We start from the raw sequence: 25,723 nt of genomic DNA, 5'->3' as shown, positions 1-25,723 counted from the left end.
TTCAAATAGAAAGGGGCCCGCCAATGGCAAGCCCCCAAAAGAATCGTGCGAAAGTCCAAGGTCACGCCGACGCGTTGGCTTTTTCTTCCTGGCGATCGGCATAGATGTAAAGCGGACGGGCCGAACCGCGCACCACTTCCTCGGAGATGACGACCTCGCGCACGCCTTCCAGCGTCGGCAGTTCGAACATCGTGTCGAGCAGGATCTTCTCCATGATCGAGCGAAGGCCTCGGGCACCGGTCTTGCGCACGATCGCCTTCCGGGCGATTTCGCGCAACGCGTCCTCGTGGAAGGTCAGTTCGACGTCTTCCATCTCGAACAGGCGCTGATACTGCTTGATCAGCGCGTTCTTCGGCTCGGACAGGATCTGGATCAGCGCATCCTCGTCGAGATCCTCGAGCGTCGCCAGAACCGGCAGACGGCCGATGAATTCCGGAATGAGGCCGAACTTGACCAGGTCTTCCGGCTCCAGTTCGCGCAGGACTTCGCCGACGCGGCGGTCATCCTGGGCCTTGACGGTCGCGCCGAAGCCGATCGAGGTCTTCTCGCCACGGGCGGAGATGATCTTGTCGAGACCGGCGAAAGCGCCGCCGCAGATGAACAGGATGTTCGTCGTGTCGACCTGCAGGAATTCCTGCTGCGGGTGCTTGCGGCCCCCCTGCGGCGGGACGGAAGCGACCGTGCCTTCCATGATCTTCAGAAGCGCCTGCTGGACGCCCTCGCCCGATACGTCGCGGGTGATCGACGGATTGTCGGACTTGCGCGAAATCTTGTCGACTTCGTCGATGTAGACGATGCCGCGCTGGGCGCGTTCGACATTGTAGTCAGCCGCCTGCAGGAGCTTCAGGATGATGTTTTCGACGTCCTCGCCGACATAGCCGGCTTCCGTCAGCGTCGTCGCATCGGCCATGGTGAAGGGAACGTCGATGATGCGGGCCAGCGTCTGGGCAAGATAGGTCTTGCCGCAGCCGGTCGGTCCGACCAGCATGATGTTCGACTTCGCCAGCTCGACTTCGCCGTTCTTGGAGGCGTGCGCCAGGCGCTTGTAATGGTTGTGAACGGCGACCGACAGGATCTTCTTCGCCTGGCGCTGGCCGATGACATATTCGTCGAGGACCTTGATGATGTCCTGGGGCGTCGGAACGCCGTCGCGGGACTTGACCATCGAGGACTTGTTTTCCTCGCGGATGATGTCCATGCACAACTCAACGCATTCATCGCAGATGAAGACGGTCGGTCCGGCAATCAGTTTCCGGACTTCGTGCTGGCTCTTTCCGCAGAACGAACAATAGAGGGTGTTCTTGGAGTCGCCGCCGTTGCTGCCGCTGACCTTGCTCATATCATTTTCCTTCCAGCACGCCGCATTTCAAGGCGAAATCGCGGTCCACTCTATCAGCTCCTGGCGGCACTCCGTTTCCGGAGCCTTTGCCGAGAAGGGCTTCAGGGGCTACGAACCGGTCCCAATCAACCATGTCCAGGTTCCGGCGGCAACGAATCCCCTTCGAATGCCAAATGCTATGTCATAAAAATTCAACATAGCATTAATAGTTACTATTAGCGTCTTCGCCGCCAGATGAAAGCCTTGTTCGATCACAAATGAGATAGAACTGTGGCGGCAAAAACACCATCCCAATTAATTACTAGGCCTGCTCGCCTTCCATCTCGAGGCGCGACGTCAGAACCTTGTCGATCACGCCCCACCCCTGGGCCTCGTCCGCATCCATGAAATGGTCACGATCGAGGGTCTTTTCAACTTCCTCGTAGCTGCGGCCGGTGTGCTTGACGTAGACTTCGTTCAGGCGGCGCTTCATCTTCAGGATGTCGCGGGCGTGGCGCTCGATATCCGAGGCTTGGCCCTGGAAGCCGCCCGAGGGCTGGTGCACCATGATGCGGGAGTTCGGCGTGGCGAAGCGCATGTCCTTGTGGCCGGCGGCCAACAGGAGCGAGCCCATGGAGGCGGCCTGGCCGATGCAGAGCGTCGAAACCGCCGGCTTGATGAACTGCATCGTATCGTAAATCGCCATGCCGGCGGTGACGACGCCACCGGGCGAATTGATGTAGAGGGCGATTTCCTTCTTCGGGTTTTCGGCCTCGAGGAAGAGCAGCTGGGCGCAGACGAGCGTCGCCATGTGATCCTCGACGGCGCCGGTCAGGAAGATGATGCGTTCCTTCAACAGGCGGGAATAGATGTCGTAGGAGCGTTCACCGCGGTTGGTCTGTTCCACGACCATCGGCACGAGGGCCATTGCGGTATCAACTGGGTTTCTCATGTGCGTCCTTTGTCAACGTCATGCCGGCGGCCGCCGGGAATCAAAGAAAATGCCATATCCCTACATAGAGTGTCCCTGCCCTTCTCTTCAAGACACGCATGAGGATAACGTTAAGAAGGCGGGGCAAGGCGGCCGAGCTTCGGCGACGGCAGCCTGTTTCTCGTAAATGCCTGATGACCGCGAGCCCTGGGCGGCATCCCCCCGGCTTTTCTCCATGACAGGATGAAGGAAAGCTTACTCCATCCGGCAGCGCTTACATACGTTTACCCAACGGAAAGCCTACCGTCAGATACCGGCTGGAAATCATGCCGCAAAGCAACAGCATTAAGGAAGTGGCGAGCTTCCTCAGCAAGTATGCGGCCCAACAGACAAGGTCGACGGGCAAGGGGTTGCTGCCGTGTTCAATATCGCTACAGGTCTCGCCATCTGGTGTTCGGAGGCCATGACGCTCGCTCTGGTGTTGTTCGTCGCCTGGCGCCACAACGTCAGGAACGAAGCCTACCTCTATTGGGGCCTCGGCTTTCTTCTGACCGGCATCGGCTTTGCGATGATCGCGCTGCGCGGCCAGGTCCCCAGCCTGGTGTCCGTCGAGATCGGCAATGCTATCGCGCTGCTCGGCCAGAGCGCCTGGGTAGCGGGTTTTCTCGCGCTCGACCGCAAGAAAATCGAATGGTGGGCGCTGCTGCCGCCGGCAATCTGGCTGGCCGGGGTGTTTCTGCCGTGGGTCAACACCGATTATTCAAACCGCGTCGTGCTCTACAATCTCGCTTCGGCGACGGGCGCCACGGCACTGGCGATGGCGGTCGCCGCCGGCGACATGCGGCGTGAGCGCACCCGCATCAGGCTGATGGGCGTGTTCGTCATGCAGGGCTGCCTGTGTTTCGGCTCGGCGCTGACGATGGCGGTGACGCTGCCAAGCGATATCGATGCGACCAATCTCGGCGGCGTGTCTGCCTTGGCAAGCGCTTTTCTTCTCACCATCGCCTTCGCGCTCACCTGCCGGCTGGTCATGGAGCGCTCGGAACGGCATCTGCGTACAATGACGCTGACCGATTCCCTGACCGGCGTGCTCAACCGCCGCGGCCTGCTTGGCTATTTCGAGCCTATCCAGGAAAGAGCCCACAGCGAACAGCGGCAGGTCGCGGTGATCCTTTTCGACCTCGACCATTTCAAGCGCGTCAACGACCGCTTCGGCCACCAGGCCGGCGATGCGGTGCTCACCGCGTTTGCGCGCATGGCCCGGCAGTATATTCCCGGCAACATCTTCGGCCGCATGGGCGGCGAGGAATTCGCCGCCTTTGCCGCCGTCACGGACCAGATGGAAGCCGAGGCGATCGCCGAGGCCATCCGCACCGAATTCTGCCGCCTTCCCGTCGCCACCGGCGAAGCGATCGTTCCGGTCACGGTCAGCATCGGCATTGCGCTCGCCTCCTCGATCGACGCCAATGTCGACAAGCTGATTTCGGCCGCCGACCGGGCGCTCTATGCCGCCAAGGCCGCCGGCCGCAACTGCACGGTCACCTTCGGCGAAGCAGAAGCGGCGGCCCCGGCACCGGCCACGCCGAGTTCCACTGCCGGCGAACTCGTGCCGACGCTCGATGATCAGGTCGAGGCGCTGCGGCGCATGGGCACGCTGTCGCGTGCCGGCTAGAGCATGATGCCGAAAAGTGTGAGCGGTTTTCGGACGACATCAGATTTTAGGCCGATCGGGCTAAAATCATCCTGTCCTGGCCGCAGCATAAAAATAGAATCAATCCCCGCGCTTAGACATAGATCTTAAAGTCGCCGCCCCGGCCGGGTTTGCCTTGTTTCGGGCCGGCTCTCCGCATCTGCATCTTTTCGCGGCTCAGCAAATCCGCTAAGCCTCGGGCATGACGATACCGCCCTTTCTTTCGGTCGACCGCGCCAGGCGCCACGTGTCGCTGGACGCCCGCAATCCTGATTTCTATGGCAATCCAAATGCCGTCTATGCGGCGCTCCACGCCCATTGCCCGACCTTCTACTGGACCGAGCAGAAGCAGTGGTTCTTCACCGGCTACGACCATGTGAACGCGCTGCTGCGCGACCGCCGCTTCGGCCGGCAGATCCTGCATATCGCCAGCCGTGAGGAACTGGGCCTGCCCGAGCCGATGGCACATCTTGCCAGCTTCGACCTCTCGGAACGCTATTCCCTGCTGGAGATCGAACCGCCGGAGCACACGCGGCTGCGCACGCTCGTCAACCGCGCCTTCGTCTCCCGCCACGTCGAGAAGATGAAGCCGGAACTTGCAGAGATCGCCAACCGGCTGATCGACGGCTTCATCGACAAGCGCGAGGTCGAGCTGCTCTCGGCCTTTGCCGATATCATCCCAGTGACGATGATCGCCCGCATGATCGGCATCTCCGAAGAGATGGGGCCGCAGTTGCTCGCCTGGTCGCATGCCTATGTCCGCATGTACATGTTCGGCCGCACGCGCGCGCAGGAGGATGAGGCCGAACGGGCGGCAAAGGAATTTTCCGATTACGTCAGGACCGTTATCGCCCAGCGCCGCGCCGAGCCGCGCGACGACCTGCTCACCCACATGATCCATACCGAGCACAAGGGTCAGTATCTCACCGAGGAAGAGCTGATCTCGACGACGATCGTGCTGCTCAACGCTGGCCATGAGGCGACCGTGCACCAGATCGGCAATTCCGTGCGCACCATCCTCGACAGCGGCGCTGATCCGGCGACGCTCTTCCGCGACGAGGCTACGACGGAACGCGCGGTCGAGGAGACGCTTCGCATCTGCGCGCCCGTCCACATTTTTCAGCGTTGGGCGCTGGAACCGGCCGAAATCGACGGAGTCTCCTTCAAGCGCGGCGACAAGGTCAGCCTCATCCTCGCCGCCGCCAATCTCGATCCGGCGAAATTCACCGATCCCCTCGCCTTCCGTCCCGACCGCAACGAGGCACCCAACCTCTCCTTCGGCGCCGGCATCCATTTCTGCATCGGCGCGCCGCTGGCGCGGCTGGAGCTCAACGTCGTGCTGCCGATCCTGTTCGCGCGGCTTGCCGGTCTGAGACTCGCGAAGATGCCCGTGGTCAAGGACGTCTACCATTTCCACGGACTGGAGCGGCTGGATCTGCAGTGGTGAATCGAGGCTTAAGCTTCGTCGACTGGAGGATCTGTGCCGCGTGCCGGCTCAATCCATCGCCTCACAATCGACAGCGCCATCCATCTTCAGCCGGGTGATCGGCGCTACTAAGCGGCGGCCTCTTCCTGCAATTTGCCGGCGATGTCGCGGGCCGACATGGGTTTTCCCATCAGATAGCCTTGAAGCTGATCGCATCCGGCGTCTCGCAGAATCGCCGCCTGGCGGGAATTCTCGATCCCTTCAGCGGTAACCGGGATCTGCAGGGCGGTCGCCAGCGAGATGGTTGCCCGAAGAACATCGGCGCCCTTTGTGTCGTCGAGCGCGGAGACGAGCGAGCGGTCGATCTTCATGCGATCGAAGCCGAATTGCCGCAATGCGCCGATGCTGGCGTAACCACAGCCAAAATCGTCGAGCGCGAACTTGATGCCGACGCGTTTGAGCTGGTCGATCGAGCGCCGGGCCTGATCGGGATTCGTCATCAGCACGCCTTCAGTGATCTCCAATGTCAGGCGCTCCGGGCTGAAATCGAGTTCCTGCAGGATCGAGATCACTTCGGCCGCAAATTCCGGATTGCACAGTTGCACCGGCGAGACATTCACCGACAATGCCAGATCGGGCCAAGTCTTGGCATGCGCGATCGATGTTCTCAGCATGTGAACGCCGAGCGCATCAATGAGACCGCACCTTTCGGCAAGGGGAATGAAGATCTCCGGACTGACATTGCCCGCGGCCGTTCGCCAGCGCGCCAGGGCCTCAAGACCCGTGACCGCGCCGGTCGAGGCAGAGACGAGAGGTTGGAAGACGGCTTCGATCGCACCGGCGCCGATGGCACTCTTCAGCAGGGCCTCCAGTTCGGCGACCCGCTGGCGCTCGTGGTCCAGCTCGGGATCATATTCGATCGCCTGGCCCCTGCCGTTTGCCTTGGCGCGATAAAGCGCCATATCCGCTCTGCGCAGCAGCTCCAAGGGATCCATGGCTCCGTCGCGCGCGGCAGCGCCGATGCTTGCTCCGACTTCGACTGTCCGTCCCTCGATTTTGAAAGGCTCGGCAAACAGCGCCAAAATAGCTCTTTCCATATCCTCGAATGTGGCAGAGCCCACATGAACCAGGGCAAATTCATCGCCGCCCAACCGAGCCGCAGCGACGACCTCGGGATGGCAGGCGATCAGAGCGTTCGAAACCAGCCGGATCAACTCGTCCCCTACGGCATGGCCCCAGGCATCATTGACGGCCTTGAAGCCATCAAGATCGACCAGATACAGTCGAGCCGGCGGAGAGGCGGTATCAGCGAGCTCTTCGAGCAGGCTGAGAAGCCCTTGTCTGTTCCAGAGGCCGCTCAAACTATCATGGCCGGCCTGGTAAAGCGCCGCTTGCGCCAACTGACGCAGGCGCCGCGTCTCCGACGCACCCACCATCAGGACGCCGATCAGAAACAGCGCAAGGATGACAATAGCGGCTGCGACATAGGGGGTCACCTGACGAAAGACGATGCTTCCCGGCGCCTTGCTGGGCCAGACGAGATAGCCGATGACGGCTCCCTTCATATCGGTGATCGGTGCGTTCAGGAGATCCGGCTCGGGCCTAGCCTCAAGGCGCAGGCCTTCGAGATCATGTTCGTTCGAAAGGGTATCCAGGACCTGCTGGGAAAATTCCTTGTAAAAGCTCAGCGTACTGAACTGCGGATTCTCGGCTACGTTGTCGAAAGGTTGAATGGCCTGCGATGCGAGCAGTGCGATACCGTTTTTGGTTTTGATGAAATTCACCAGAGGCGCGCGCGTCGGATCGGTGGCCACCTTGACTTGCCGATAAAAGCCATCGCCGAAGAATAATCCCGGTTCGAATGGTTTGCCTTTAGCGTAGGCGGAAACGATCGAAGTGCGATCCGGGCCGATCACGATCGCACCGTCATAGAGCGCATAATCCTCGCTGGTCTTCCCCCAATTCTCGTAGGCCCAATCCGCAGCGGCGGGGGACGAGGCGGCCTTGTAGGCATCGTCCCAAATGGCGTTATCGGTCGTCGTGGCGCCGAGGCGAGACACAAAGGCGGCAATCGCTGCCTGGGCGGCGCGTCGGGCCCTGGCATCATCGATGTCGTTTGCGGACCGGGTCATGGCGGCGACGACATGCGCCATCAAGCCGGTCAGGACGAGCGCAACGACAAGGAAGAAAACGGTTGTCGCAACGATGGAAGACGTTTGGGTCCGGACGTGCCTACCCGCAAGATTCGACGACATGCCAATCCTGAAAAGATGAATTGCGAGGCCATGTCTAAAGGTGACGGCAGGAGACATCATGTCCGCAACGCGCTGCAGATAAGGTCTAGCACTTGACGATTTCGGTCTCGTTAATGGAAAAGATCAAATGCCTTCTGTCAGCGATAGAGAAGCGGATCTTTCGGGAGAAACGCAGCATAATCGCCGCAAACCGGGACAGGCCCGTATCGGGGCGGCCGATCTGCAGTCGCTGCTCAAACCCTGATCACATAGTCCTTGCGAGTCGTTTCAACCACTTCCCAGGTTCCCTTGAAGCCGGGCCTCAAGATCATCCGGTCGCCCGCCTTTAGGTGAACCGGCTCACAACCGTCCTCCGTAACGATCGAATGACCCGACAGCATGCCGAAATATTCCCACTCCTCGTATTCGATCCGCCACTTGCCGGGTGTAGCCTCCCAGATACCGGAATAGAGGCCGCCTTCGGCCGCCTCCAGATTCCAGGTGCGAAATTGCGGATCTCCGGAGATGACGCGCCCAGGCTCCGGCGCCCCGAGCTCGGGGGCGATGCCGTCGATCTGGAAAGTAATGAACTTCGCCACCGCCATCGCGGACCTCTCCGTTTTCAGATTTTCGAAAGCGCCTGCTCAAGATCGGCGATGATATCCTTGACGTCCTCGATGCCGATTGAAAGGCGCACAACGTCGGGGCCAGCGCCGGCGGCAATCTTCTGTTCGTCGCTCAACTGCCGGTGCGTCGTCGAGGCAGGGTGGATGACGAGCGAGCGGGTGTCGCCGATATTGGCAAGATGCGAGAAGAGCTCAAGGCCTTCGACCAGCGTCTTGCCTGCCTCGTAACCGCCCTTGACGCCGAAGGTGAAGACGGAGCCCGCGCCTTTGGGCGAGTAGCGCTGCTGCAGGGCGTGGTTCGGGTCGTCTTCGAGGCCGGCATAATTCACCCAGGCGATCTTGCTGTGCGCGTTCAGCCACCTCGCCACGGCGATCGCATTGTCGCAATGGCGTTGCATTCTGAGCGGCAGCGTTTCGATGCCCGTCAGGATCAGGAAGGCGTTAAAGGGCGCGATCGCCGGTCCGAGGTCGCGCAGGCCGAGTACGCGGGCGGCAATGGCAAAGGCGAAATTGCCGAAGGTCGCGTGCAGGACCAAGCCGTTATATTCCGGCCGCGGGCTCGACAGCATCGGATAATTGCCGGATTTCGACCAGTCGAATGTGCCGCCGTCGACGATGAGGCCGCCCATGGAATTGCCGTGGCCGCCGAGGAATTTCGTCAGCGAATGCACGACGATGTCGGCGCCATATTCGATCGGGCGGATGAGATAGGGGGTCGCCATCGTGTTGTCGACGATGAGCGGCAGGCCGTGGCGATGCGCGACCTCGGCGATCGCCGCGATATCGACGAAGGTGCCGCCGGGATTGGCGAGGCTCTCGATGAATATGCCGCGCGTCTTCTCGTCGATCTGGCTTTCGAAGCTTGCCGGATCGGCGGAATCAGCCCAGCGCACCTGCCAGCCGAAATTCTCGAAGGCATGGCCGAACTGGTTGATCGAGCCGCCGTAGAGCCTGCGTGCAGCAATGAAATTCTCGCCGGGCCGCATGATGGTGTGGAAGACGATCATCTGTGCGGCATGACCGGAAGCGACGGCAAGGGCCGCCGTGCCACCCTCGAGCGCCGCCACCCGCTCCTCGAGCACGGCCTGCGTCGGGTTCATGATGCGGGTGTAGATATTGCCGAAGGCCTGCAGGCCGAAGAGCGCGGCGGCGTGATCGGAATCGTTGAAGACGTAGGCGGTCGTCTGGTAGATCGGCGTTACCCGCGCGCCGGTCGTCGGGTCGGGCTGGGCGCCGGCATGGATCGCCAACGTGTTGAATCCCGGATCATTCTTGGCCATGTCGTCCTCCAGTTGTTGCTGACGGAGGGGATCATAACCTCTCCAGGTCGAAAGTTAATCGCGATCAGTTTCAACCCGCGGGCGTTCGGTGGAAAATCCGTCTCTGCAGACCGCCCCTCAAGCAACGAGATCGGGCAATGAGATCAGGCAATGAGCCGGGGATATTCGATCGCCGGGCAGCGGTTCATCACCACCTTGATGCCGGCGGCCTCCGCCTTTGCTGCCGCCGCGTCGTCGCGGACGCCGAGCTGCGCCCAGATGATCTTCGGCAACGGCCTCAGCGCCAGCGCCTCCTCGACGACACCGTCGAGATATTCGGCAGCGCGAAAGACGTCGACCATGTCGATCGGCACGGGAATGTCGGCGAGCCGGGCATAGACGGTGCGGCCATGGATCTGTTTGCCCGCCTGCCCCGGGTTAACCGGAATGACCTCATAGCCGCGCGACAGCAGATAGCCCATGACGCCGTTGCTAGGCCGCGCCGGATTGGGCGAAGCGCCGGTCAGGGCGATGGTCTTCACCGAATGCAGAATGCCGGCGAGGAAATCATCCGTGTAGCTGTCGTGATTCATGTCCGCTTCTCCACTTGTGAAAGTCTTTCGCCACGGCGCGCGTGATTTTTTGCTTTGGCGTGAAACCAGTTGCGCGCCTTTCCCGTATATATCAGTTGGATATTTTCTGAGGATGATTCGATGAAAAAAATCGCTCTTGCCCTCATGCTCCTGCTCGCCGCTTCGCCGGCACTGGCGATCTCGCGCTACAATCCACTCACCATGAGCTGTGCCAGCGTGCGCGCCGCCATCCACAATCAGGGCGCCGTTATCTTCCGCTATCGGTCCCCCCGCGGTCTGCCCCTCTATGATCGTTACGTCCGCAACAGCCACTATTGCGACGCGACCGACTATGCGGAGTGGACGCACATCCCCTCGAAAGACGATCCCCGCTGCCCCGTTCTGAACTGTCAGAACATAGACAACCTTGACGGGATGCTGTTCATTCCGCATTACCAGCTCTGAGGTTCTTGCCGCCGGGACTGCGGCAGACGCCCCGCGCTCTTTGCGTTTGCGAATGTTGGCCGGCTCAATCCCGCGCTGCGATTTTTCGGTAATTATGCAATCAACAGTTTTATTTTAGACTATTTCAAAGTTGTAGAATAATATCTGTATTTCAGCAACATAGAATAATCCCCTCCGGAATCCCTTCAAGTGTTTTCTCCTTTCGTTCACCGCAAGATCACTCTACGTTCTGGCGTCCATTAGAAGCACCTCATAGTTGAGAAGATCGCGTGGATTGAACGCATATCGAGCGCACGTACAAATTGTCGAATATACCCGCCATTGTTTGGATATTGAAAGCGTGATATTGCAGACAGGAAGGCACCGCGACCGCGGCAATGCATTTTCGTACAAATCGCAGTTGTCTTTCCAGAACTTTGCCCCATCGGGGCGACGCGCTTGTCCTCCCCGCTGTCCCGGATCTGTCCTTGCCACTCGACGTCATCCTGCTCGTTCTGTTCGGTGCATTGCTGCATGCGACATGGAACGCGATCGTCAAAGCGGGAAGCGATAAATCCCTTGATGCAGCGTTGATTTCGGCCGGCGGCGCGGTATCGGCGTTGCCGTTTCTGGCATTTCTGCCATTGCCGCAAAACGCGGCTTGGCCGTTTATCGGTGCTTCGGCCATCCTCCAGTTCGTCTATTTCCAGCTGGTTGCCGCCGCCTACCGGGCCGGCGATATCGGCCTGGTCTATCCGCTGATGCGTGGGTGCGCGCCATTGCTGATCGCCGCGACAAGCGGTGTCGTTCTCAGGGAGAACCTGTCCGGCGCCGCGCTCGCCGGCGTCATGACGATCTCAGCCGGCGTCCTGACGCTCGCTCTGGAGGCGCGTCGCGGCAGCGGCCGTGCCGTTGTGCTGTCCATTGCCAATGCCTTTGTCATCGCCTGCTACACGTATGTCGACGGCATCGGCGCGCGCCTTTCAGGCAACGCGGTTTCCTACACGTTGTGGATGTCGCTGCTGCCGCCCGTACTGTTGTTTGGCTGGGCGGCGTCCCGGCGCGGCAGCCAGGCAGTGCTGCGCCACGTTCGCCGCAACTGGTGGCGCGGCCTTATCGGCGGCGCGGGTTCGATAGCATCTTACGGACTGGCACTCTGGGCAATGACTAAGGCTCCCGTCGCGACCATTGCCGCGTTGCGGGAAACCGCGATCGTTTTCGCGTTGGTGATCTCGGTCGCCGTGTTCAAGGAAAAAGCCGGAGCCTGGCGTTACGTCGCCGGCGTGGTCATCGCCGCCGGCGTGCTGGTTCTGAGGCTGGCGTGATCAGTCGCCCTTCCACACCGGCTTGCGTTTGCCGAGAAAGGCGCCGATCCCCTCCTGCGCATCCTGCGTCAGCATGTTCTCCACCATCACCCTGGCAGCATAGTCATAGGCCCCTTCCACCGGCAGTTCGAGCTGTCGATAGAAGGCCTCCTTGCCGATCTTCAGGGTCAATGGCGATTTGCCGGCAATCACGGCCGCATATTTGGCAACGACTTGCGCCAGATACTGCTTCGGCACGATGCGGTTGACGAGACCGAAATCCTTGGCGGTCGAAGCGTCGATCGTTTCGCCGGTCAGAAGCATCTCCATCGCCTGCTTACGATGGGCGGCACGGGTCACCGCCACCATCGGCGTCGAGCAGAACAGGCCGATATTGACGCCCGGAGTGCAGAATGTCGACGTGTCGGTGCAGATCGCCAGATCGCAGGAAGCAACGAGCTGGCAGCCTGCGGCCGTTGCAAGCCCGTCGATCTCGGCGATGACGGGTTTCGGCAGATGGGTGATCTTCAGCATCAGATCGGCGCAGAGCCGGAAACTCTTCTCGAAGAACGCAGCGCCCCGGTCTTCATCGACGCGATGGGCGGTGAGCTCCTTGAGGTCATGGCCGGCGGAAAAGACAGAGCCGGTCGAGGCGATAACGACGACGCGCACGTCCGCGTCCGATCCGGCCTTTTCGAGTTCGGCCATCAGCGCCTGCAAAAGCGCGATCGAAAGTGCGTTGGCCGGCGGGTCGTTAAGCACAAGCCGCAGCACGCCGTCGCGCAGCGAGCGGAGCAACAACCCTTCTGCCCTGTCTGCCTCCTTTCGGAAGGATACGATTTCGGCCATGATGCTGCTCCTTGCGCTAGGATTTCCACACCGCTGTTCTGCCACAAGGCACAGGCAATTTCGAGCAGGATCCGGCCTCGCTGCTGCGGCGTGGTCAGAACCAGAACCACGATTTCGATGTCTCGGCCGCCGCTTGCGCGCGGGTGAGACCGATATCACGAAGCTCGGCATCTGTGAGTTCCGAAAGCCTGCGGCGGCTGCGTCGCTTTTCAAGCCGATACCCGATCGCCGCCAGCAGCCGCCGGCCCCGGCGCGCCGTCTCGCGAAGTTTCAGGCGAAGGGCCTTGCGCGGTGTCTCTAATATCTCGCCGAATTCCAGGGTCATCTGTTCGTCCTTTCTCAACGGAAAAGAGATGCCCTGGAAGATGCTGCGAAAGAAGCTTATGGATATTATCATATGCATAAGGAATTCTTTTATATGCCGCTCAATCTCGATCAGCTCGCGACCTTCGTCAATGTCGCCGATCTCGGAAGCTTTACGGCCGCCGCCGACAAGGAGGGCGTGACGCAACCGGCCGTGAGCCTGCAGGTCAAGGGCCTCGAACGGCGGCTCGGTGTCCGGCTGATCGAGCGTGTCGGACGGCGGGCGCAACCGACGGCGGCGGGCCTCGACCTGCTTTCGCACGCGAGGCGTCTGCTTCAGCAAGCGGCAGCGGCAGAAGAAGCGATGCTGCCGCACAAGGATGGCGCCAGGGGCCGCGTGCGCATCGGCAGCGGCGGCACCGCCTCGATCCACCTGCTCCCGCGCGCCATCGCCGCCGCCAGGAAATCCATGCCAGGCCTCGAAATCACGCTCCATATCGGCAATGCCGACGATGTTCTGCACGATCTGGAGGCCAACAGTCTCGACATCGCCGTCGTCGCTCTGCCGGCATCGGGACGAAACTTCGAGATCGAACCGTTCTACGAGGAAGAGTTGTTGGCGGTCGCTCCCGTCGGTAGCCTCGTGCCCGAAGGCGGGCCGGATGCTGCCTTTATGCGTGACAGGACGCTGCTGCTCTATGAGGGAGGCAATACAAGGCGGGCGATCGACGCTTGGCTGGCCGCCCCCGAAATCAGGACCCGTCCCGCGATGGAGTTCGGCAGCGTCGAGGCGATCAAGGAACTGGTGGCGGTGGGGCTCGGCTGGTCGATCCTGCCGGGGCTGGCGCTAAGGCACGACCGTGCCGGCCTCGTGACGACATCTTCGCTGAAACCAAAGCTCACGCGCCACCTCGGCATGGTTCTGCGCCGGGACAAACATCTGACACGCGGCCTTCGGGAAATGATGAAATGCTTGCGGGAGTTCAAGGATTAGGAACGCTTGCGATCCTGGCCTGTCGAGTCAAATCCAACTCACTGCAGCGGTAAAAAGGCAAACCATGCCGTCCTGCGATCCGGCCAAATTTGTGGTATAATAATACCGCGCAAATAAGCTGCTGTTTTTATTGCAGTTTTTTTCGAGTGGTCGAGAATGCCGATATTGACCCGATGTCACATTCCCTTTATACACCGCGCCAGAACGCAGCCTTCCGGGCTGCCTTCTTTTTGGCATGTCTTTCGCCTGCCAATCCAAGCAACAAGAAACGCCCTTCCAGCCTTCGGGCAAGGGTCCCAAAAGAGAGTATTCACTATGGCTACCTTCTCCCAGAAGCCTGCAGAGGTGGAGAAGAAGTGGGTGATCATCGACGCCGAAGGGCTGGTCGTTGGCCGTCTCGCTTCCATCATCGCTATGCGCCTGCGCGGCAAGCACAAGGCAACATTCACCCCCCACGTTGACGACGGCGACAACGTCATCGTCATCAATGCCGACAAGGTCGTTTTCACCGGCAAGAAGTATTCCGACAAGGTTTACTACTGGCACACCGGTTACGCCGGCGGCATCAAGGAGCGCACCGCACGCCAGATCATCGAAGGCCGCTTCCCGGAGCGCGTCCTCGAAAAGGCCGTCGAGCGTATGGTTCCGCGCGGCCCGCTCGGCCGTCGCCAGATGAAGAACCTGCGCGTCTACGCCGGCGCCAACCATCCCCATGAAGCCCAGCAGCCGGTCGCCCTCGACGTTGCCGCGCTCAACAAAAAGAACGTAAGGAGCGCCTGATCATGGCTGACCTCTCCTCCCTGAAGGATCTCGGCACGGCTTCCGAAGCTGCTGCTCCGGCCCACGTCCGCAAGGTCGATTCGCTCGGCCGCTCCTACGCGACCGGCAAGCGCAAGAACGCCGTCGCCCGCGTCTGGGTCAAGCCGGGCTCCGGCAAGATCATCGTAAACGGCAAGGAATTCGCGGAATATTTCGCCCGTCCGGTGCTGCAGATGATCCTGCGCCAGCCGATCGTCGCGGCTGCCCGTGACGGCCAGTTCGACATCGTCGCAACCGTTGCCGGCGGCGGCCTCTCCGGCCAGGCCGGTGCCGTTCGCCACGGCCTGTCCAAGGCGCTCACCTACTTCGAACCGGGCCTGCGCTCGGTGCTGAAGAAGGGCGGTTTCCTGACCCGCGACAGCCGCGTCGTCGAACGCAAGAAGTACGGCAAGGCAAAGGCCCGCCGCTCCTTCCAGTTCTCCAAGCGCTAGTCGCATCGGACAGACGGAATTTACCAAGGCCGGGGAAACCCGGCCTTTTTTGTTGTGCAGTTGGCCCTTGATGGAAGGTCGGAACCGCTACAGCGCTGCGTGCGCTTCAGGACACAAAGCATGCTGCGCAAAACCACGGGACGCTCGTTGCGGCACCGGCAGCGTAAGTAAAAGCAGAAGGACCGCGTCCTAAAGATCCCGACGCGCTTCAGTCCTCGGTTGAATGACGGTCCCTATCCCGGATACCGCTACTGCCTTCCGGGCGATATGCATCTTTGTTTTGATGGATGTCGTCATGCCAGAACCGCTATACACTTGCTGGCGACATGCGTTGCATTACTCGGAAGAGAGCGCTGCCATACCATTCGTATCCGCCATGTGGTCTCGCCCGAGAGTGACCATGATTTCGTCGGCAACGGCTTCCGCGCCTGCCGGGGTGAAATGCACCTTGTCGAAAATGAAGGTCTTGCCCTCCCGCGCCAGATCGCATCGGCCCGTCTCCATCCCGCAGAAAATCTTGGCGGGATCGACGCGCAGGACATGCGTGTCTTCGGGGTCGTCGAGATAGGTATAGGACGGCGCCGATTGCTTGAGAAACTCATCCTGGGCGATCGTGATCGTCGGCGCCGGCGTGCCCTTGTGCATCAGCTTCGCGACCTTGGCGGCGATCTCCGTGTCACCGCGCGGATGAGGATAGATGATGACGACGCGGATGCCGGCTGATGTCGACTCGCCGACGGTTCTGTCGAAGGCGTCCCTCAACCTCTGTCCGACGTCTGAGGTCGCGACTTCTTCGCCCTTGAACATATAGCGAGACTGCTCGAAAAAGATCTTCCAGGAGGCCGCGAGAAAGACCGTTTTCACCCTGCTCCTGATGAGGTAGTCGATCGCCGCAGCGTTGAAGGCGCCGCAGTCGCGCGCCTGGTGGGAGACCATCGATACGTCGGCGACCGGCGCGCAGAAGCTGTGCGTGATCTGCTGCAGACCGATATTCATGCTGTCCAGACGCTCGGCCAGCGCAGGGGTCAGCGACGACGCCAGGGAATCTCCGAAAATGGCGTATGTCTGTGGGTGGTTGCCGTTGAATACGCAGCCCTTGATCGGCATCGCATCCCAGCCCGACGCCCCCTCGAGAAGGCAGGTCTTGCTCCAATCATTGCTCGCCATGAATTCCTTGATCGGCGCCGGCAGCCGCCATGGAACGCCGCGCGTATCGTGGCCGTAAATTCCGAAGGCGATAAAGGCCGCAAGCACCAGGGATACCGATGCGACCAGGCTGCGGGTGGACGGCAGCAATCGGCGCTCGTGCCTTCGGAACGGCTGCTCGACGAAACGCCACGAGACATAGGCAATCACAAGCGAGACGCAGGTAAGGACGCCCATCACACTCAAAGGAGGCGGATCGATGCTGCGGATCCGCGCAAAGGCGAAAAGCGGTTGGTGCCAGAGATAGGCGCTGTAGCTGATCTGCCCGATCATGGTGAGGGCGCGGGTCGAAAGCAGTGCCGCCACCCAGGTTCCCGGTCGGGCATAGAGGAGCACGAGCACCGCGCCGACCACGGGAAGCAGGGCGAGCGTCGAGGGAATTGGCGAGGTTTCGTCGAAATAGAAGACGGAGAAGGCGATCATGCCGAATCCAAGCAGCGACAACGGATCGCTGCCGCGCTTTTGCCCCTTCAACTGCATTGCGCTGCCGATCGACCCGGCCAGAAACTCCCAGGCCCGCGAGGGCAGGAAATAGAAATTGGCCGAAGGAAAGACGCGCGATGCCCACTCGCTGTAGGCGAGGCTTGCAAGCGCGATCGTAACCAGGACCGCAAAGAGCCAGCTCGGCTTGCGCTTCCACATGAATATGACGAGCAGCGGAAAGAACATGTAATATTGTTCTTCGACGGCCAAGCTCCAGATGTGGAGCAGCGGCACTTCTCCGGCCTCCGGCGCAAAATAGCCGCTCTTGAACCAGAACAGGAAATTGGCGCCGGAGAGGCTGGTGGCAATCAGACTGTCGGAGAAGGCGCGAAACTCCTCCGGCATGACCCAAAGCCAGGCAAAGGGCAAACAGCACAGGACGACGAGAAACAAGGCCGGCAGGATTCGGCGGGCGCGGCGCTCGAAAAATGCTGCCAGCGAAAAGGTGCGGTTTCGCATTTCCTCAAGGATGATCGAGGTGATGAGAAATCCGCTGATCACGAAGAATACGTCAACGCCGATGAAGCCGCCGCTGAAGAGACTGAAGCCCGCATGAAACAGAATAACGGGCATCACCGCGGCCGCCCGCAGGCCGTCAATCTCTCGTCGGTAAATCACTTAACTATTCCCAAAATATCGTATTTTTACCGACTGTGATCACTGAATTAACAACCCGGCATTGCGTAGTGAAATGTGAATTTTTCTGCAAGTACGAATTTTAGAAAAGATTCTAATAAACCACAGATTTGTAAAAATCCTTGGTGCAGAAAAAGGACAGCGCCTTGTTGCCGGGTCTCGGCGACGCTGTCATCCGAACGATTGCTTGAAATCTGTCGGCACCTCGCCTACCCCTTTCTGCGCGAAAGGATCGGCCAATTCCTTCGCGCGGCCCACCCCGACGCCCTGGCGTCGAACATCCCGCAATGCAGCGTCCGTATTCGACGCGACTATGGTTCTGCGACCGAAAAGAGGAGCACGACTTGGCGAACAAGACCATCGATCACGCGTTCACGGCGACCAGCCTCACCTCTGCCGCCAGCGATCCGACCTTTGCAGGCGCGCTGTCTTTCATGCGTCGCCGCTTCACCAAGGAACTTTCCGGCGTCGATGTCGCCGTCTGGGGCATTCCCTTCGACGCAGCGACGTCGAACCGGCCGGGCACGCGCTTCGGCCCGCAAGCGATCCGTCGCGCCTCGGCGATCTTCGACAATGATGCGCAATATCCCTTCAACCGCGAATTGTTCGCGGACATGGCGGTGATCGACTACGGCGATTGCCTGCTCGATTACGGCAATCACCAAGCTACGCCTGGCGCCATCGAGCGCCAGGCGAATGTGATCCTCGACAGCGGCGCTTTTCTGCTGACGCTCGGCGGCGATCATTACGTCACCTGGCCTCTGCTGAAAGCCCATGCGACAAAACACGGGCCGCTGGCGCTCGTCCAATTCGACGCGCATCAGGACACCTGGTTCGACGAAGAGCGGCGCATCGACCATGGTTCCTTCGTCGCGCGGGCCACCCGGGAAGGTATCATCGACCCCGATCGGTCGATCCAGATCGGCATCCGCACCCATGCGCCGGAGGATTGCGGCATCAATATTCTCTATGGCCATCAGGTCGAGGATATGAGTGCCGGCGACATCGCTTCGGCAATCATCTCCCACACGCGCGGCGCGCCGGCCTATCTCACCTTTGATATCGATTGCCTCGATCCGGCCTTTGCGCCCGGAACCGGCACGCCGGTCGCCGGCGGACCGTCGAGCGCCAAAATACTTTCGGTGCTGCAGCGCCTGCATCAGCTTGATATCCGCGGCGCCGATGTCGTCGAGGTTTCGCCGCCTTACGACCACGCCGATATCACCGCCATTGCCGGGGCAACGGTGGCGATGTATATGCTGGGGCTTCATGCGGAGCGACGCGCCATCGCGGTGTCACAAGGCTGACCTATTATCCCAAAATGAATCCGGAAACCTTCTGAACCCATTGAAAGCGCAGGTTAACATGGCACCGAAAATCTTCATCGACGGCGAACACGGCACAACGGGTCTGCAGATCCGCACGCGCATGGCCGGCCGCCGCGATGTCGAGCTTCTGTCCATTCCCGAGGCCGAGCGGCGCAACGCCGCCATGCGCGAGGACATGCTGAACAGCGCTGATATTGCCATTCTCTGCCTGCCCGACGATGCATCGAAGGAAGCGGTTCAGATGGTCTCGGCCAACAACAATGTGCGCATCATCGACACGTCGACCGCCTTCCGTGTCAATCCCGGCTGGGCTTACGGCTTTGCCGAAATGGACGGCGCGCAGGCCGACAAGATCAAGGCCGCGCGTTTCGTCGCCAACCCCGGCTGCTATCCGACCGGCGCAATCGGCCTGATCCGGCCGCTGCGTGCCGCCGGCATTCTGCCGGATGGCTACCCGGTCACGGTCAATGCGGTTTCCGGCTATACGGGTGGCGGCAAGCAGATGATTGCCCAGATGGAAAATCCGGATCATCCGGATGCGATCACCGCGCCGCACTTCCTCTACGGTCTTCCCCTCACCCACAAGCACGTGCCGGAAATGACCGTGCACGGCCTGCTCGACCGCGCCCCGGTCTTCTCGCCATCGGTCGGTAAATTCGCGCAGGGCATGATCGTGCAGGTGCCGCTGCATCTCGACGATCTCGCCGAGGGCACGACGATGGAAAGCATTCATGCGGCGCTCGCCGCCCATTATGCCGGCCAGGACATCGTCACCGTCGTGCCGCTTTCCGACAGCAAGGCGCTTGCCCGCGTCAACGCCGTCGAACTCGAAGGCAAGGACACGATGAAGCTCTTCGTCTTCGGTACGCCGGGCGGTTCCCAGGTCAATCTGGTGGCGCTGCTCGACAATCTCGGCAAGGGCGCATCAGGTGCCGCCGTGCAGAACATGGACCTTATGCTCGCCTCCTGACGTCATGATGCTGGATGCGCTCATCACCGACGGGCAGGCTTGGTTTGCCTCCGCCCTGCCCGATCATGGCATCTATGCCCTGATGGCCTTTGCCTTCATCGCCGGGCTCGCCCGCGGCTTTTCCGGTTTCGGGGCAGCGCTGATCTTCATTCCGCTCGGTGGCGCCATCATCGGGCCGAAGCTGGTATCGCCGATCCTGCTCTTCATCGACGGCATTGCCACGCTCGGGATGATCCCACCTGCCTGGCGTAGCGCCAACCGGCCCGAGGTCTTCGTCATGGCCGCGGGTGCGGCACTCGGCGTCCCGGCCGGCACGGCGATGCTGGCACTGCTGGACCCGACGCTCCTGCGCTGGAGCATCACGATCATCGCCATCTCACTGCTCGCGCTTCTCGTCTCGGGATGGCGTTATCACGGCGCGCCTTCGGCACCGCTCAGCAGCGGCGTCGGCATGATTGCCGGCCTCTTCAGCGGCGCCGCCCAGCTCGGCGGACCGCCAGTCGTTGCCTACTGGCTCGGCGGCAAGAGCGACTTCACGCGAGTCAGGGCCAATGTCGTGCTCTATTTCTCGATCTCATCCGTCTTCAGCGCCATCAGCTATACTATCGGCGGACTGTTCGTGCCCGCCGTCTTTGCCCTGACCGCCGTCATTTTGCCGAGTTATGCAGTTGGGCTCTACGGCGGCTCGAAGCTGTTCGGCCTTGCCGAGGAACGGACCTTCCGCATCGCCTGTTATGTGCTGATCGCCACCGCGGCGATCATCGGCATGCCGCTGCTTGACAGCGTGCTGCGTTGACCGTCTTGCGCTTCAATCGCGCTCCGCGATTGCCGTGGCGTGCGGATATTCGCCGTAAAAACCGCGCCAGTTGGCGACGGCGAAGCCGAAGACCACCATTGCGCCGGCCTGATGCAACAGGCCCCAGTGAAGCGGTACCTGCATCAGCAGCGTGGCAATGCCGATCGCCGCCTGCAGCGTCACCAGCGAGAAAAGCACGACGGCGCGGCGGGCATGCGTGGTCCAGGGTGCTGCGCGAAGGGCAATCACCATGTTGATCAGTGTCAGCGCGAGGAGCGTATAGGCGCCGACGCGGTGGATGAACTGCACCGTCTTCGGGTTCTCGAAGGCATTGATCCAGAAGGGCTGCTGGATCAAGAGATCCGAAGGAATGACGGCGCCGTCCATAAGCGGCCAGGTATTATAGGAAAAGCCGGCGTCGAGCCCGGCCACCAGCGCACCGAGATAGATCTGGAACAGCGCGAAAACGGCGATGACGGCGGCAAAGCCGCGCGAACTGGGCGCCGGCGCCGGATCGTTGGAATGTGGCGAGAGACCGCGCATGATCCACATGCAGCCGGCAAAGATCAGACAGGCCATGACGAGATGTGTCGCAAGCCGGTACTGGCTGACGTCGGTGCGGACGGAAAGACCCGAGGACACCATCCACCAGCCGATAAAACCCTGCAGGCCGCCGAGCGCCAGGATGCCGACGAGCGGCCAGCGCAGGCGCTTTTCGATCCGCCCGGTCAGCCAGAAAAAGATGAGCGGCAGCGCGAAGATCACGCCGATGCCGCGGGCAATCAGCCGGTGGGCCCATTCCCACCAGAAAATGCCCTTGAACTCGTCGACAGTCATGGAGCTGTTCAACTGCTGATATTCGGGAATGCGCTGATAGAGGCGGAATTCCTCGTCCCATTCGGCAGCCGACAGCGGCGGAATAACGCCATGGATCGGCTTCCATTCGGTGATCGACAGGCCGGAATTGGTCAGCCGCGTGGCGCCCCCGACGAGCACGAGACAGAAGAGCGCCAGAAGCACGAAGCCGAGCCACAGCCGCAAGGCGCGGCGATTGCGGTTCTGCTTGCGCACTTCGCTCAGGATCGCCTGTTCCGTGGTGAGGTTCGCGACGGCCATGATGTCTCCTTCTATCCGGCAGTTGATTTGCCCCACCGGCTCATGCAAAACAAGCCCCGAACCTTTGCGGCATGCCGTCGCGCCGTCCGCGCCACCCATAGAAGAGATAAGCGATGCCCGTCCGCCTCCGCAAATTCATCGGCACGATCCTCATCATCGTGCTCGTGCTCGTCTATGCGCTGGTGGCGAACACGATCGCGGTGGCGACGCTCGGCAACGCGCCCTGGTGGGGGCACCTGCTCTACTTCCTGCTCACCGGCCTGCTTTGGATCTTGCCGGCGATGGTGATCATCAAATGGATGGCCGGACCGCGGCAGCAGTAAGCCATTAACGGCCGAATAACCGTGATCGGCGGAAAACCTCGCTGATGAATGGCAGTTAAACCAAATATGCGTCCTGCATACCTACTTTCCCGTTCAGCATTTTGACCGGAGAGTTCCCGTGCAGACCCAAAAGCTCGATGTCCACGAACAGCCGTCAGACGACGCGGCGCTGGCCGACACGGCGATTTCACGCCTACGCCAAATGAGCATGAAACTTGCCATGGCCAAAATCGACATCGCCGTTTTCGATGCGATGCAGCCGCTGGAAGATGACTGGCGGTCTCTGGAGGTCGACAATCTCCAGTCGCTCCATCAGAGCTACGATTGGTGCAGCGCCTGGGTCAACGCCTTTCAACGGCCGCTGGCGATCCTCAAAGGCACCTATGCCGGCGAGACGGCCTTCATTCTGCCGGTCGAGATCGTCAAGTCGCGTGGTCTTGCCATTGCGAAATTCATCGCTGCCGATCACAGCAATATCAATACCGGTCTATTCTCCGGGAATTTCGCCGAAAGCGCCGGCAGCATTGACGCCGAAAAATTCGCTCGTCAGCTTCAGCATGCGTTGATGGGGCGGGCCGATCTGCTGCTGCTGCAAAACATTCCGTTGGAATGGCGCGGACGGCAGACCCCCCTCACCGGGCTGCCCATGGTGCAGAACCAGAACCACGCCTATCAACTGCCGCTCCTTGCCGTTTTCGAGGAGACGCTGAAACAGATCAACGCCAAGAGCCGGCGTAAGAAATTCCGCGTTCAATCGCGACGCTTCGAGGCCGCCGGCGGCGTCGAATACGTCATCCCCGAAACACCGGAAGAGCAGCATCGCCTGCTCGATACCTTCTTCCGTCTGAAGAGCATCCGCTTCGCCAGCCTTGGCTTGCCCGACGTCTTTGCCGATCGGGAAACACAGGCCTTCCTGCACGGCCTCATCGACAAGCAGCATGATACAAGGCAGTCCTTCGGCCTGCAGATGCATGTCCTGCGGCTGAAGGGCGGAAATGAGGATCGGATCGCTGCGATCTCGGGCATCTCGCGCAAGGGCGATCACGTCATCTGCCAATTCGGGGCGATCGACGAAGACCTCGTGCCGGATACGAGCCCCGGCGAATTCCTCTATTGGCAGACCATCTCGGGACTGCACGGCAAAGGGGTCGCGCTGTTCGATTTCGGCCTCGGCGATCAGACCTACAAACGATCCTGGGCGCCGGTCGAGACCGCGCATTACGACGTGGTGCTGCCGGTGTCGCCGATCGGCGTCGCCGCCGGCGCGGCGCATCGAATCGTCACGCGCGGCAAGGCACATATCAAGGCGCGCCCGAAGCTCTATAGGTTCGCCCAGCGGATCCGGGCAACAATCGGCTGAGCGGTCTTTGTCCGACGCATGCGGTCGCCGCAAAAGCAGCATGCGGCCATGCGTCAGGCCGCCTGGCCGAACCTCTGCTCTGCCGCTTCGCCGTCCGACATCAGGACGACGCGCTCGTAGCCCGCAGCCTGGAACTCTGTCATCAGCGTGACGAAAACAGTCTCCTCGAGCTGCGGCAGGGAGAGGATGATCTCGACATCCCGGCTGTGCGTCAAGCGCGAAACGCCGGCGACATCGGCTGCGCCGCATTCGACGACCACGAGGTCGTAGGCAGCGGTCAGCGCATCGAGCAGCGGCGACAGCCGATCGACACCGCGCATGGCGCGGCGCACGTCGCTGCGGCCCTGTGGGATCAGATGGGCATCGGAAAGCCGATCGCTGTGGATCGTATCGCCGAAGGCGGCCTCGCCGCATAGCAGGTCGGTGACACCGGGGGCGGCCTGGTCTTCCGCCATCAGTTCCGTGGGATGGCCGGAACCGGTCATATCAATCAGGATGACGCGGCGGCCGGCATCGGCGAGAATTCGGGTCAACAAAACCGTCGCCGCCGAGCCGTCGTCACCGGTCGGAGATATCGCAATTGCCAACGGCGCCCGGCTGCCGGTGAGGTAATCGGCAACCGAGCCGACGGAGAATTCATTGTCCTCCTGCGGCACCGCCGCGGCAGTCTCCACCTCCTCGTCGATCGCATCGTCTTCGTCGGCGACCACGGCGAGCATGCTCGGCTGGGCGGGCCTTCTGACTGCGACGGGAGCTGCCTGCGGGGCAATCTTCTCTTCGGCGGCCGTTTCCGTCTCGATTGTCTCAGGCGACGCATCGATCGGGCGAAGCGCCCTGCCGCTGAAGAGTTCTGCCAACATGGTGACGATGGCGCTGAGGATCAAAGTGGCGGCGGCGGCGACGACGACGATCGGCACGACCTTGGGAAAATAGGGGTCGACCGGCTCGATGGCCTTGGAAACGATACGGGCGTCGGCCGGGCTCGAGTTGCTGTCGGCGCGCGAGGCGGCCTCGCGGTAGCGCACCAGATAGGTTTCGAGCAGCTGGCGCTGGGCGGTCGCCTCGCGCTCGAGCGCATTGAGGCCGACTTCGTCCTCGCCGGCGCGGGCGCTGTTGGCCTGCACCGTGTCCTTCTGCCGCTCGAGCTCGCTTGCCCGGAGATCGGCGACCTTGGCCTCGTTTTCGATGCTCGTCAGGATCCTCTGCGTCTCCTGGCGGATCTGGGCGCGGATATCGGCAAGCTGGGCTCGCAGGCTCTTCAGCCTGGGATGGCTGTTGAGAAGGCTGGTCTGCAGATCGGATATTTGCGACTGCAGGCCCGATTCCGTTCCCTTCAACCGCTGAATCGCCTGCGAGGCCATGATGTCAGGCAGCGTGTCGGACGCTTCGCCTGACGACAGCGCATTGCGCACCGCCTGTGCCCTCGCCTCGGCATTGGCCTTATCGCCGCGCACCCGGGTGAGCTCGGCGGAGATATCGTTCAGCTGCTGTGCGGGAAAAGTGGTCGTGCCGTTCGTCTGCAAGAGCCCGTGGCTGGTGCGGTATTCGGCGACCTTCTTCTCGGCCTCGCTGACCTTAAGGCGCAGGCTTTCGATTTCCGGCTCCAGCCAACGCGTCGCTTCGGAGTTGGAATCGAGCTTGGCGCCGCTCTGGGTAGAAAGATAGACATTCGCCATGGCGTTCGGAATGGCGGCGGCGAGTTTGGGGTCCTTCGAGGTGAAGCTGATGCCGATGACACGGGAGCCCGGCACCTGATAGACCTGCAGCCGCTCGACGAAAGCGTCGATCACCCGCTCTTCCGGCGGGTTCTCCATCGGGTTCTTCTTCAGATGCAGCTTCACCAGGATGCTGCTCATTGCCGAGCCATTGGCGGCATCGTCGAATTCCGGCAGATTGTAGAGTTTCAGGTCGTTGATCACTTTTTTCAAGAGATCGGCGGATTGCAACAGCTGCACCTGGCTGGCGATGTTCAGCTCGTCCATCAGCGGACCGGCGCCTGCGTCGTTTACCTGCTGGGTGCTTGCGAAGGCCGGCGCGCGAGGTTCTATGAGGATGCGCGTTTCGCTGCGATATTGCGGCGAGATGATCTTGGCGCCGGCAAAGGCGAGGCCCGCCCCCACGAGCGTGATCGTCAAAATCCTGAGCCGGCGCGCCCAGACGGCACGAGCCAGCTGACCGAGGTCGATGTCCACATCCTGATCACGCGCTACGCCGGACATGCTCTTACTCCACAACAAAGGTGCCTCAAGCGTAAACGACCGTGGTAACTCAACGGTTAATGGTAACTTGCGAAGAAATGAGCGGG

23 protein-coding genes are annotated in these 25,723 nt (G+C 61.2%); 12 read left to right on the top strand and 11 right to left on the bottom strand.

Translation table 11 applies throughout. The annotated features are described in order from the left end of the window. Positions 1 to 61 precede the first annotated feature (61 nt). Both clpX and clpP read right to left on the bottom strand, forming a co-directional pair. A complete protein-coding gene (clpX, locus tag J2J99_RS08140; RefSeq protein ID WP_004680013.1) occupies positions 62 to 1,339 on the bottom strand; it encodes an ATP-dependent Clp protease ATP-binding subunit ClpX in 1,278 nt (425 codons plus the stop codon). A gap of 301 nt (positions 1,340 to 1,640) precedes the next feature. Continuing rightward, on the bottom strand, positions 1,641 to 2,270 hold the full coding sequence (clpP, locus tag J2J99_RS08135; RefSeq protein ID WP_038688182.1) for an ATP-dependent Clp endopeptidase proteolytic subunit ClpP: 630 nt from the start codon (positions 2,268 to 2,270) through the stop codon (positions 1,641 to 1,643). A gap of 397 nt (positions 2,271 to 2,667) precedes the next feature. On the opposite strand from clpP, the gene J2J99_RS08130 reads away from it, so the two are divergent. After that, positions 2,668 to 3,921 (top strand): GGDEF domain-containing protein, encoded by a 1,254-nt coding sequence (locus J2J99_RS08130; RefSeq protein ID WP_168294644.1) that lies wholly within the window; start codon positions 2,668 to 2,670, stop codon positions 3,919 to 3,921. A gap of 220 nt (positions 3,922 to 4,141) precedes the next feature. Next, entirely contained in the window at positions 4,142 to 5,386 is a 1,245-nt protein-coding gene (locus tag J2J99_RS08125; protein ID WP_168294643.1) for a cytochrome P450, read from the top strand. A gap of 107 nt (positions 5,387 to 5,493) precedes the next feature. Here J2J99_RS08125 and J2J99_RS08120 read toward each other — a convergent pair whose 3' ends face one another. The 4 genes from J2J99_RS08120 to J2J99_RS08105 all read right to left on the bottom strand — a co-directional run bounded on the left by J2J99_RS08120 (position 5,494) and on the right by J2J99_RS08105 (position 10,077). Beyond that, entirely contained in the window at positions 5,494 to 7,620 is a 2,127-nt protein-coding gene (locus J2J99_RS08120) for a bifunctional diguanylate cyclase/phosphodiesterase (protein WP_168294642.1), read from the bottom strand. Between the two features lie 233 nt (positions 7,621 to 7,853). After that, a complete protein-coding gene (locus J2J99_RS08115; RefSeq protein ID WP_168294641.1) occupies positions 7,854 to 8,204 on the bottom strand; it encodes a cupin domain-containing protein in 351 nt (116 codons plus the stop codon). A gap of 17 nt (positions 8,205 to 8,221) precedes the next feature. Next, entirely contained in the window at positions 8,222 to 9,505 is a 1,284-nt protein-coding gene (locus tag J2J99_RS08110; protein WP_168294640.1) for an O-acetylhomoserine aminocarboxypropyltransferase, read from the bottom strand. Positions 9,506 to 9,648: 143 nt separating this feature from the next. Then, positions 9,649 to 10,077 carry a CoA-binding protein gene (locus tag J2J99_RS08105; RefSeq protein ID WP_168294639.1) on the bottom strand — a complete coding sequence of 143 codons (429 nt, stop codon included), beginning with the start codon at positions 10,075 to 10,077 and terminating at the stop codon, positions 9,649 to 9,651. 120 nt (positions 10,078 to 10,197) lie between these two features. On the opposite strand from J2J99_RS08105, the gene J2J99_RS08100 reads away from it, so the two are divergent. Both J2J99_RS08100 and J2J99_RS08095 read left to right on the top strand, forming a co-directional pair. Next, complete coding sequence (locus tag J2J99_RS08100) at positions 10,198 to 10,521, top strand: hypothetical protein (RefSeq protein ID WP_168294638.1); 324 nt, start codon at positions 10,198 to 10,200, stop codon at positions 10,519 to 10,521. A 467-nt stretch (positions 10,522 to 10,988) separates the two neighbouring features. After that, the gene (locus J2J99_RS08095) at positions 10,989 to 11,825 is read left to right on the top strand and encodes an EamA family transporter (RefSeq protein WP_168294637.1); all 837 of its coding nucleotides are present in this window, start codon (positions 10,989 to 10,991) and stop codon (positions 11,823 to 11,825) included. On the opposite strand, the gene J2J99_RS08090 is transcribed toward J2J99_RS08095, so the two are convergent. Beyond that, on the bottom strand, positions 11,826 to 12,653 hold the full coding sequence (locus tag J2J99_RS08090; RefSeq protein ID WP_168294636.1) for an enoyl-CoA hydratase: 828 nt from the start codon (positions 12,651 to 12,653) through the stop codon (positions 11,826 to 11,828). A 94-nt stretch (positions 12,654 to 12,747) separates the two neighbouring features. Continuing rightward, positions 12,748 to 12,978 (bottom strand): YjiS-like domain-containing protein, encoded by a 231-nt coding sequence (locus J2J99_RS08085; RefSeq protein WP_168294635.1) that lies wholly within the window; start codon positions 12,976 to 12,978, stop codon positions 12,748 to 12,750. 72 nt (positions 12,979 to 13,050) lie between these two features. Between J2J99_RS08085 and J2J99_RS08080 the strand changes: the two genes are divergently transcribed. The 3 genes from J2J99_RS08080 to rpsI all read left to right on the top strand — a co-directional run bounded on the left by J2J99_RS08080 (position 13,051) and on the right by rpsI (position 15,200). After that, the gene (locus tag J2J99_RS08080; RefSeq protein WP_205918593.1) at positions 13,051 to 13,950 is read left to right on the top strand and encodes a LysR family transcriptional regulator; all 900 of its coding nucleotides are present in this window, start codon (positions 13,051 to 13,053) and stop codon (positions 13,948 to 13,950) included. Between the two features lie 315 nt (positions 13,951 to 14,265). Then, positions 14,266 to 14,730: a 50S ribosomal protein L13 gene (gene rplM, locus J2J99_RS08075; protein ID WP_008521951.1), complete on the top strand. Its 465-nt coding sequence runs from the start codon at positions 14,266 to 14,268 to the stop codon at positions 14,728 to 14,730. Between the two features lie 2 nt (positions 14,731 to 14,732). Then, the gene (gene rpsI / locus J2J99_RS08070; RefSeq protein WP_009995734.1) at positions 14,733 to 15,200 is read left to right on the top strand and encodes a 30S ribosomal protein S9; all 468 of its coding nucleotides are present in this window, start codon (positions 14,733 to 14,735) and stop codon (positions 15,198 to 15,200) included. A gap of 336 nt (positions 15,201 to 15,536) precedes the next feature. Here rpsI and J2J99_RS08065 read toward each other — a convergent pair whose 3' ends face one another. After that, positions 15,537 to 17,507, bottom strand: a complete 1,971-nt coding sequence (locus J2J99_RS08065; RefSeq protein ID WP_168294634.1) for an acyltransferase family protein — start codon at positions 17,505 to 17,507, stop codon at positions 15,537 to 15,539. A gap of 362 nt (positions 17,508 to 17,869) precedes the next feature. Between J2J99_RS08065 and speB the strand changes: the two genes are divergently transcribed. Genes speB through J2J99_RS08050 form a run of 3 tightly spaced genes read left to right on the top strand, consistent with a single transcriptional unit; the run spans position 17,870 to position 20,619 of the window. Next, positions 17,870 to 18,832, top strand: coding sequence for an agmatinase (gene speB, locus J2J99_RS08060; RefSeq protein WP_168294633.1), 963 nt, complete (start codon positions 17,870 to 17,872; stop codon positions 18,830 to 18,832). A gap of 58 nt (positions 18,833 to 18,890) precedes the next feature. Continuing rightward, positions 18,891 to 19,823 carry an N-acetyl-gamma-glutamyl-phosphate reductase gene (gene argC / locus J2J99_RS08055; RefSeq protein WP_168294632.1) on the top strand — a complete coding sequence of 311 codons (933 nt, stop codon included), beginning with the start codon at positions 18,891 to 18,893 and terminating at the stop codon, positions 19,821 to 19,823. 4 nt (positions 19,824 to 19,827) lie between these two features. Then, positions 19,828 to 20,619 (top strand): sulfite exporter TauE/SafE family protein, encoded by a 792-nt coding sequence (locus J2J99_RS08050; protein ID WP_168294631.1) that lies wholly within the window; start codon positions 19,828 to 19,830, stop codon positions 20,617 to 20,619. 12 nt (positions 20,620 to 20,631) lie between these two features. Here the strand turns inward: J2J99_RS08050 and J2J99_RS08045 are convergent, their stop codons facing one another. Beyond that, positions 20,632 to 21,735, bottom strand: a complete 1,104-nt coding sequence (locus tag J2J99_RS08045) for a COX15/CtaA family protein (RefSeq protein ID WP_168294630.1) — start codon at positions 21,733 to 21,735, stop codon at positions 20,632 to 20,634. 113 nt (positions 21,736 to 21,848) lie between these two features. Here J2J99_RS08045 and J2J99_RS08040 point away from each other — a divergent pair, with 113 nt between their 5' ends. Further along, positions 21,849 to 22,058, top strand: coding sequence for a DUF2842 domain-containing protein (locus J2J99_RS08040; protein WP_010016031.1), 210 nt, complete (start codon positions 21,849 to 21,851; stop codon positions 22,056 to 22,058). Between the two features lie 118 nt (positions 22,059 to 22,176). Next, positions 22,177 to 23,418 carry a GNAT family N-acetyltransferase gene (locus tag J2J99_RS08035; RefSeq protein WP_168294629.1) on the top strand — a complete coding sequence of 414 codons (1,242 nt, stop codon included), beginning with the start codon at positions 22,177 to 22,179 and terminating at the stop codon, positions 23,416 to 23,418. 53 nt (positions 23,419 to 23,471) lie between these two features. Here J2J99_RS08035 and J2J99_RS08030 read toward each other — a convergent pair whose 3' ends face one another. Next, positions 23,472 to 25,637 (bottom strand): GumC family protein, encoded by a 2,166-nt coding sequence (locus J2J99_RS08030; RefSeq protein ID WP_168294628.1) that lies wholly within the window; start codon positions 25,635 to 25,637, stop codon positions 23,472 to 23,474. Positions 25,638 to 25,723: the final 86 nt, after the last annotated feature.

The organism is Rhizobium binae (assembly GCF_017357225.1).
Taxonomy (GTDB): Bacteria; Pseudomonadota; Alphaproteobacteria; order Rhizobiales; family Rhizobiaceae; genus Rhizobium; species Rhizobium binae.
The sequence above is the reverse complement of the archived record's forward strand: the minus strand, read 5'-3'. Positions and strand labels throughout refer to the sequence as shown.

Coding starts and splice junctions, on each gene's coding strand:
- J2J99_RS08110 (WP_168294640.1), bottom strand. CDS start 9,505: ATGGCCAAGAATGATCCGGGATTCAACACGTTGGCGATCCATGCCGGC.
- clpX (WP_004680013.1), bottom strand. CDS start 1,339: ATGAGCAAGGTCAGCGGCAGCAACGGCGGCGACTCCAAGAACACCCTC.
- J2J99_RS08100 (WP_168294638.1), top strand. CDS start 10,198: ATGAAAAAAATCGCTCTTGCCCTCATGCTCCTGCTCGCCGCTTCGCCG.
- J2J99_RS08105 (WP_168294639.1), bottom strand. CDS start 10,077: ATGAATCACGACAGCTACACGGATGATTTCCTCGCCGGCATTCTGCAT.
- J2J99_RS08090 (WP_168294636.1), bottom strand. CDS start 12,653: ATGGCCGAAATCGTATCCTTCCGAAAGGAGGCAGACAGGGCAGAAGGG.
- J2J99_RS08040 (WP_010016031.1), top strand. CDS start 21,849: ATGCCCGTCCGCCTCCGCAAATTCATCGGCACGATCCTCATCATCGTG.
- J2J99_RS08085 (WP_168294635.1), bottom strand. CDS start 12,978: ATGACCCTGGAATTCGGCGAGATATTAGAGACACCGCGCAAGGCCCTT.
- argC (WP_168294632.1), top strand. CDS start 18,891: ATGGCACCGAAAATCTTCATCGACGGCGAACACGGCACAACGGGTCTG.
- J2J99_RS08030 (WP_168294628.1), bottom strand. CDS start 25,637: ATGTCCGGCGTAGCGCGTGATCAGGATGTGGACATCGACCTCGGTCAG.
- J2J99_RS08050 (WP_168294631.1), top strand. CDS start 19,828: ATGATGCTGGATGCGCTCATCACCGACGGGCAGGCTTGGTTTGCCTCC.
- clpP (WP_038688182.1), bottom strand. CDS start 2,270: ATGAGAAACCCAGTTGATACCGCAATGGCCCTCGTGCCGATGGTCGTG.
- rpsI (WP_009995734.1), top strand. CDS start 14,733: ATGGCTGACCTCTCCTCCCTGAAGGATCTCGGCACGGCTTCCGAAGCT.
- J2J99_RS08115 (WP_168294641.1), bottom strand. CDS start 8,204: ATGGCGGTGGCGAAGTTCATTACTTTCCAGATCGACGGCATCGCCCCC.
- rplM (WP_008521951.1), top strand. CDS start 14,266: ATGGCTACCTTCTCCCAGAAGCCTGCAGAGGTGGAGAAGAAGTGGGTG.
- J2J99_RS08125 (WP_168294643.1), top strand. CDS start 4,142: ATGACGATACCGCCCTTTCTTTCGGTCGACCGCGCCAGGCGCCACGTG.
- J2J99_RS08120 (WP_168294642.1), bottom strand. CDS start 7,620: ATGTCGTCGAATCTTGCGGGTAGGCACGTCCGGACCCAAACGTCTTCC.
- J2J99_RS08045 (WP_168294630.1), bottom strand. CDS start 21,735: ATGGCCGTCGCGAACCTCACCACGGAACAGGCGATCCTGAGCGAAGTG.
- J2J99_RS08080 (WP_205918593.1), top strand. CDS start 13,051: ATGCATAAGGAATTCTTTTATATGCCGCTCAATCTCGATCAGCTCGCG.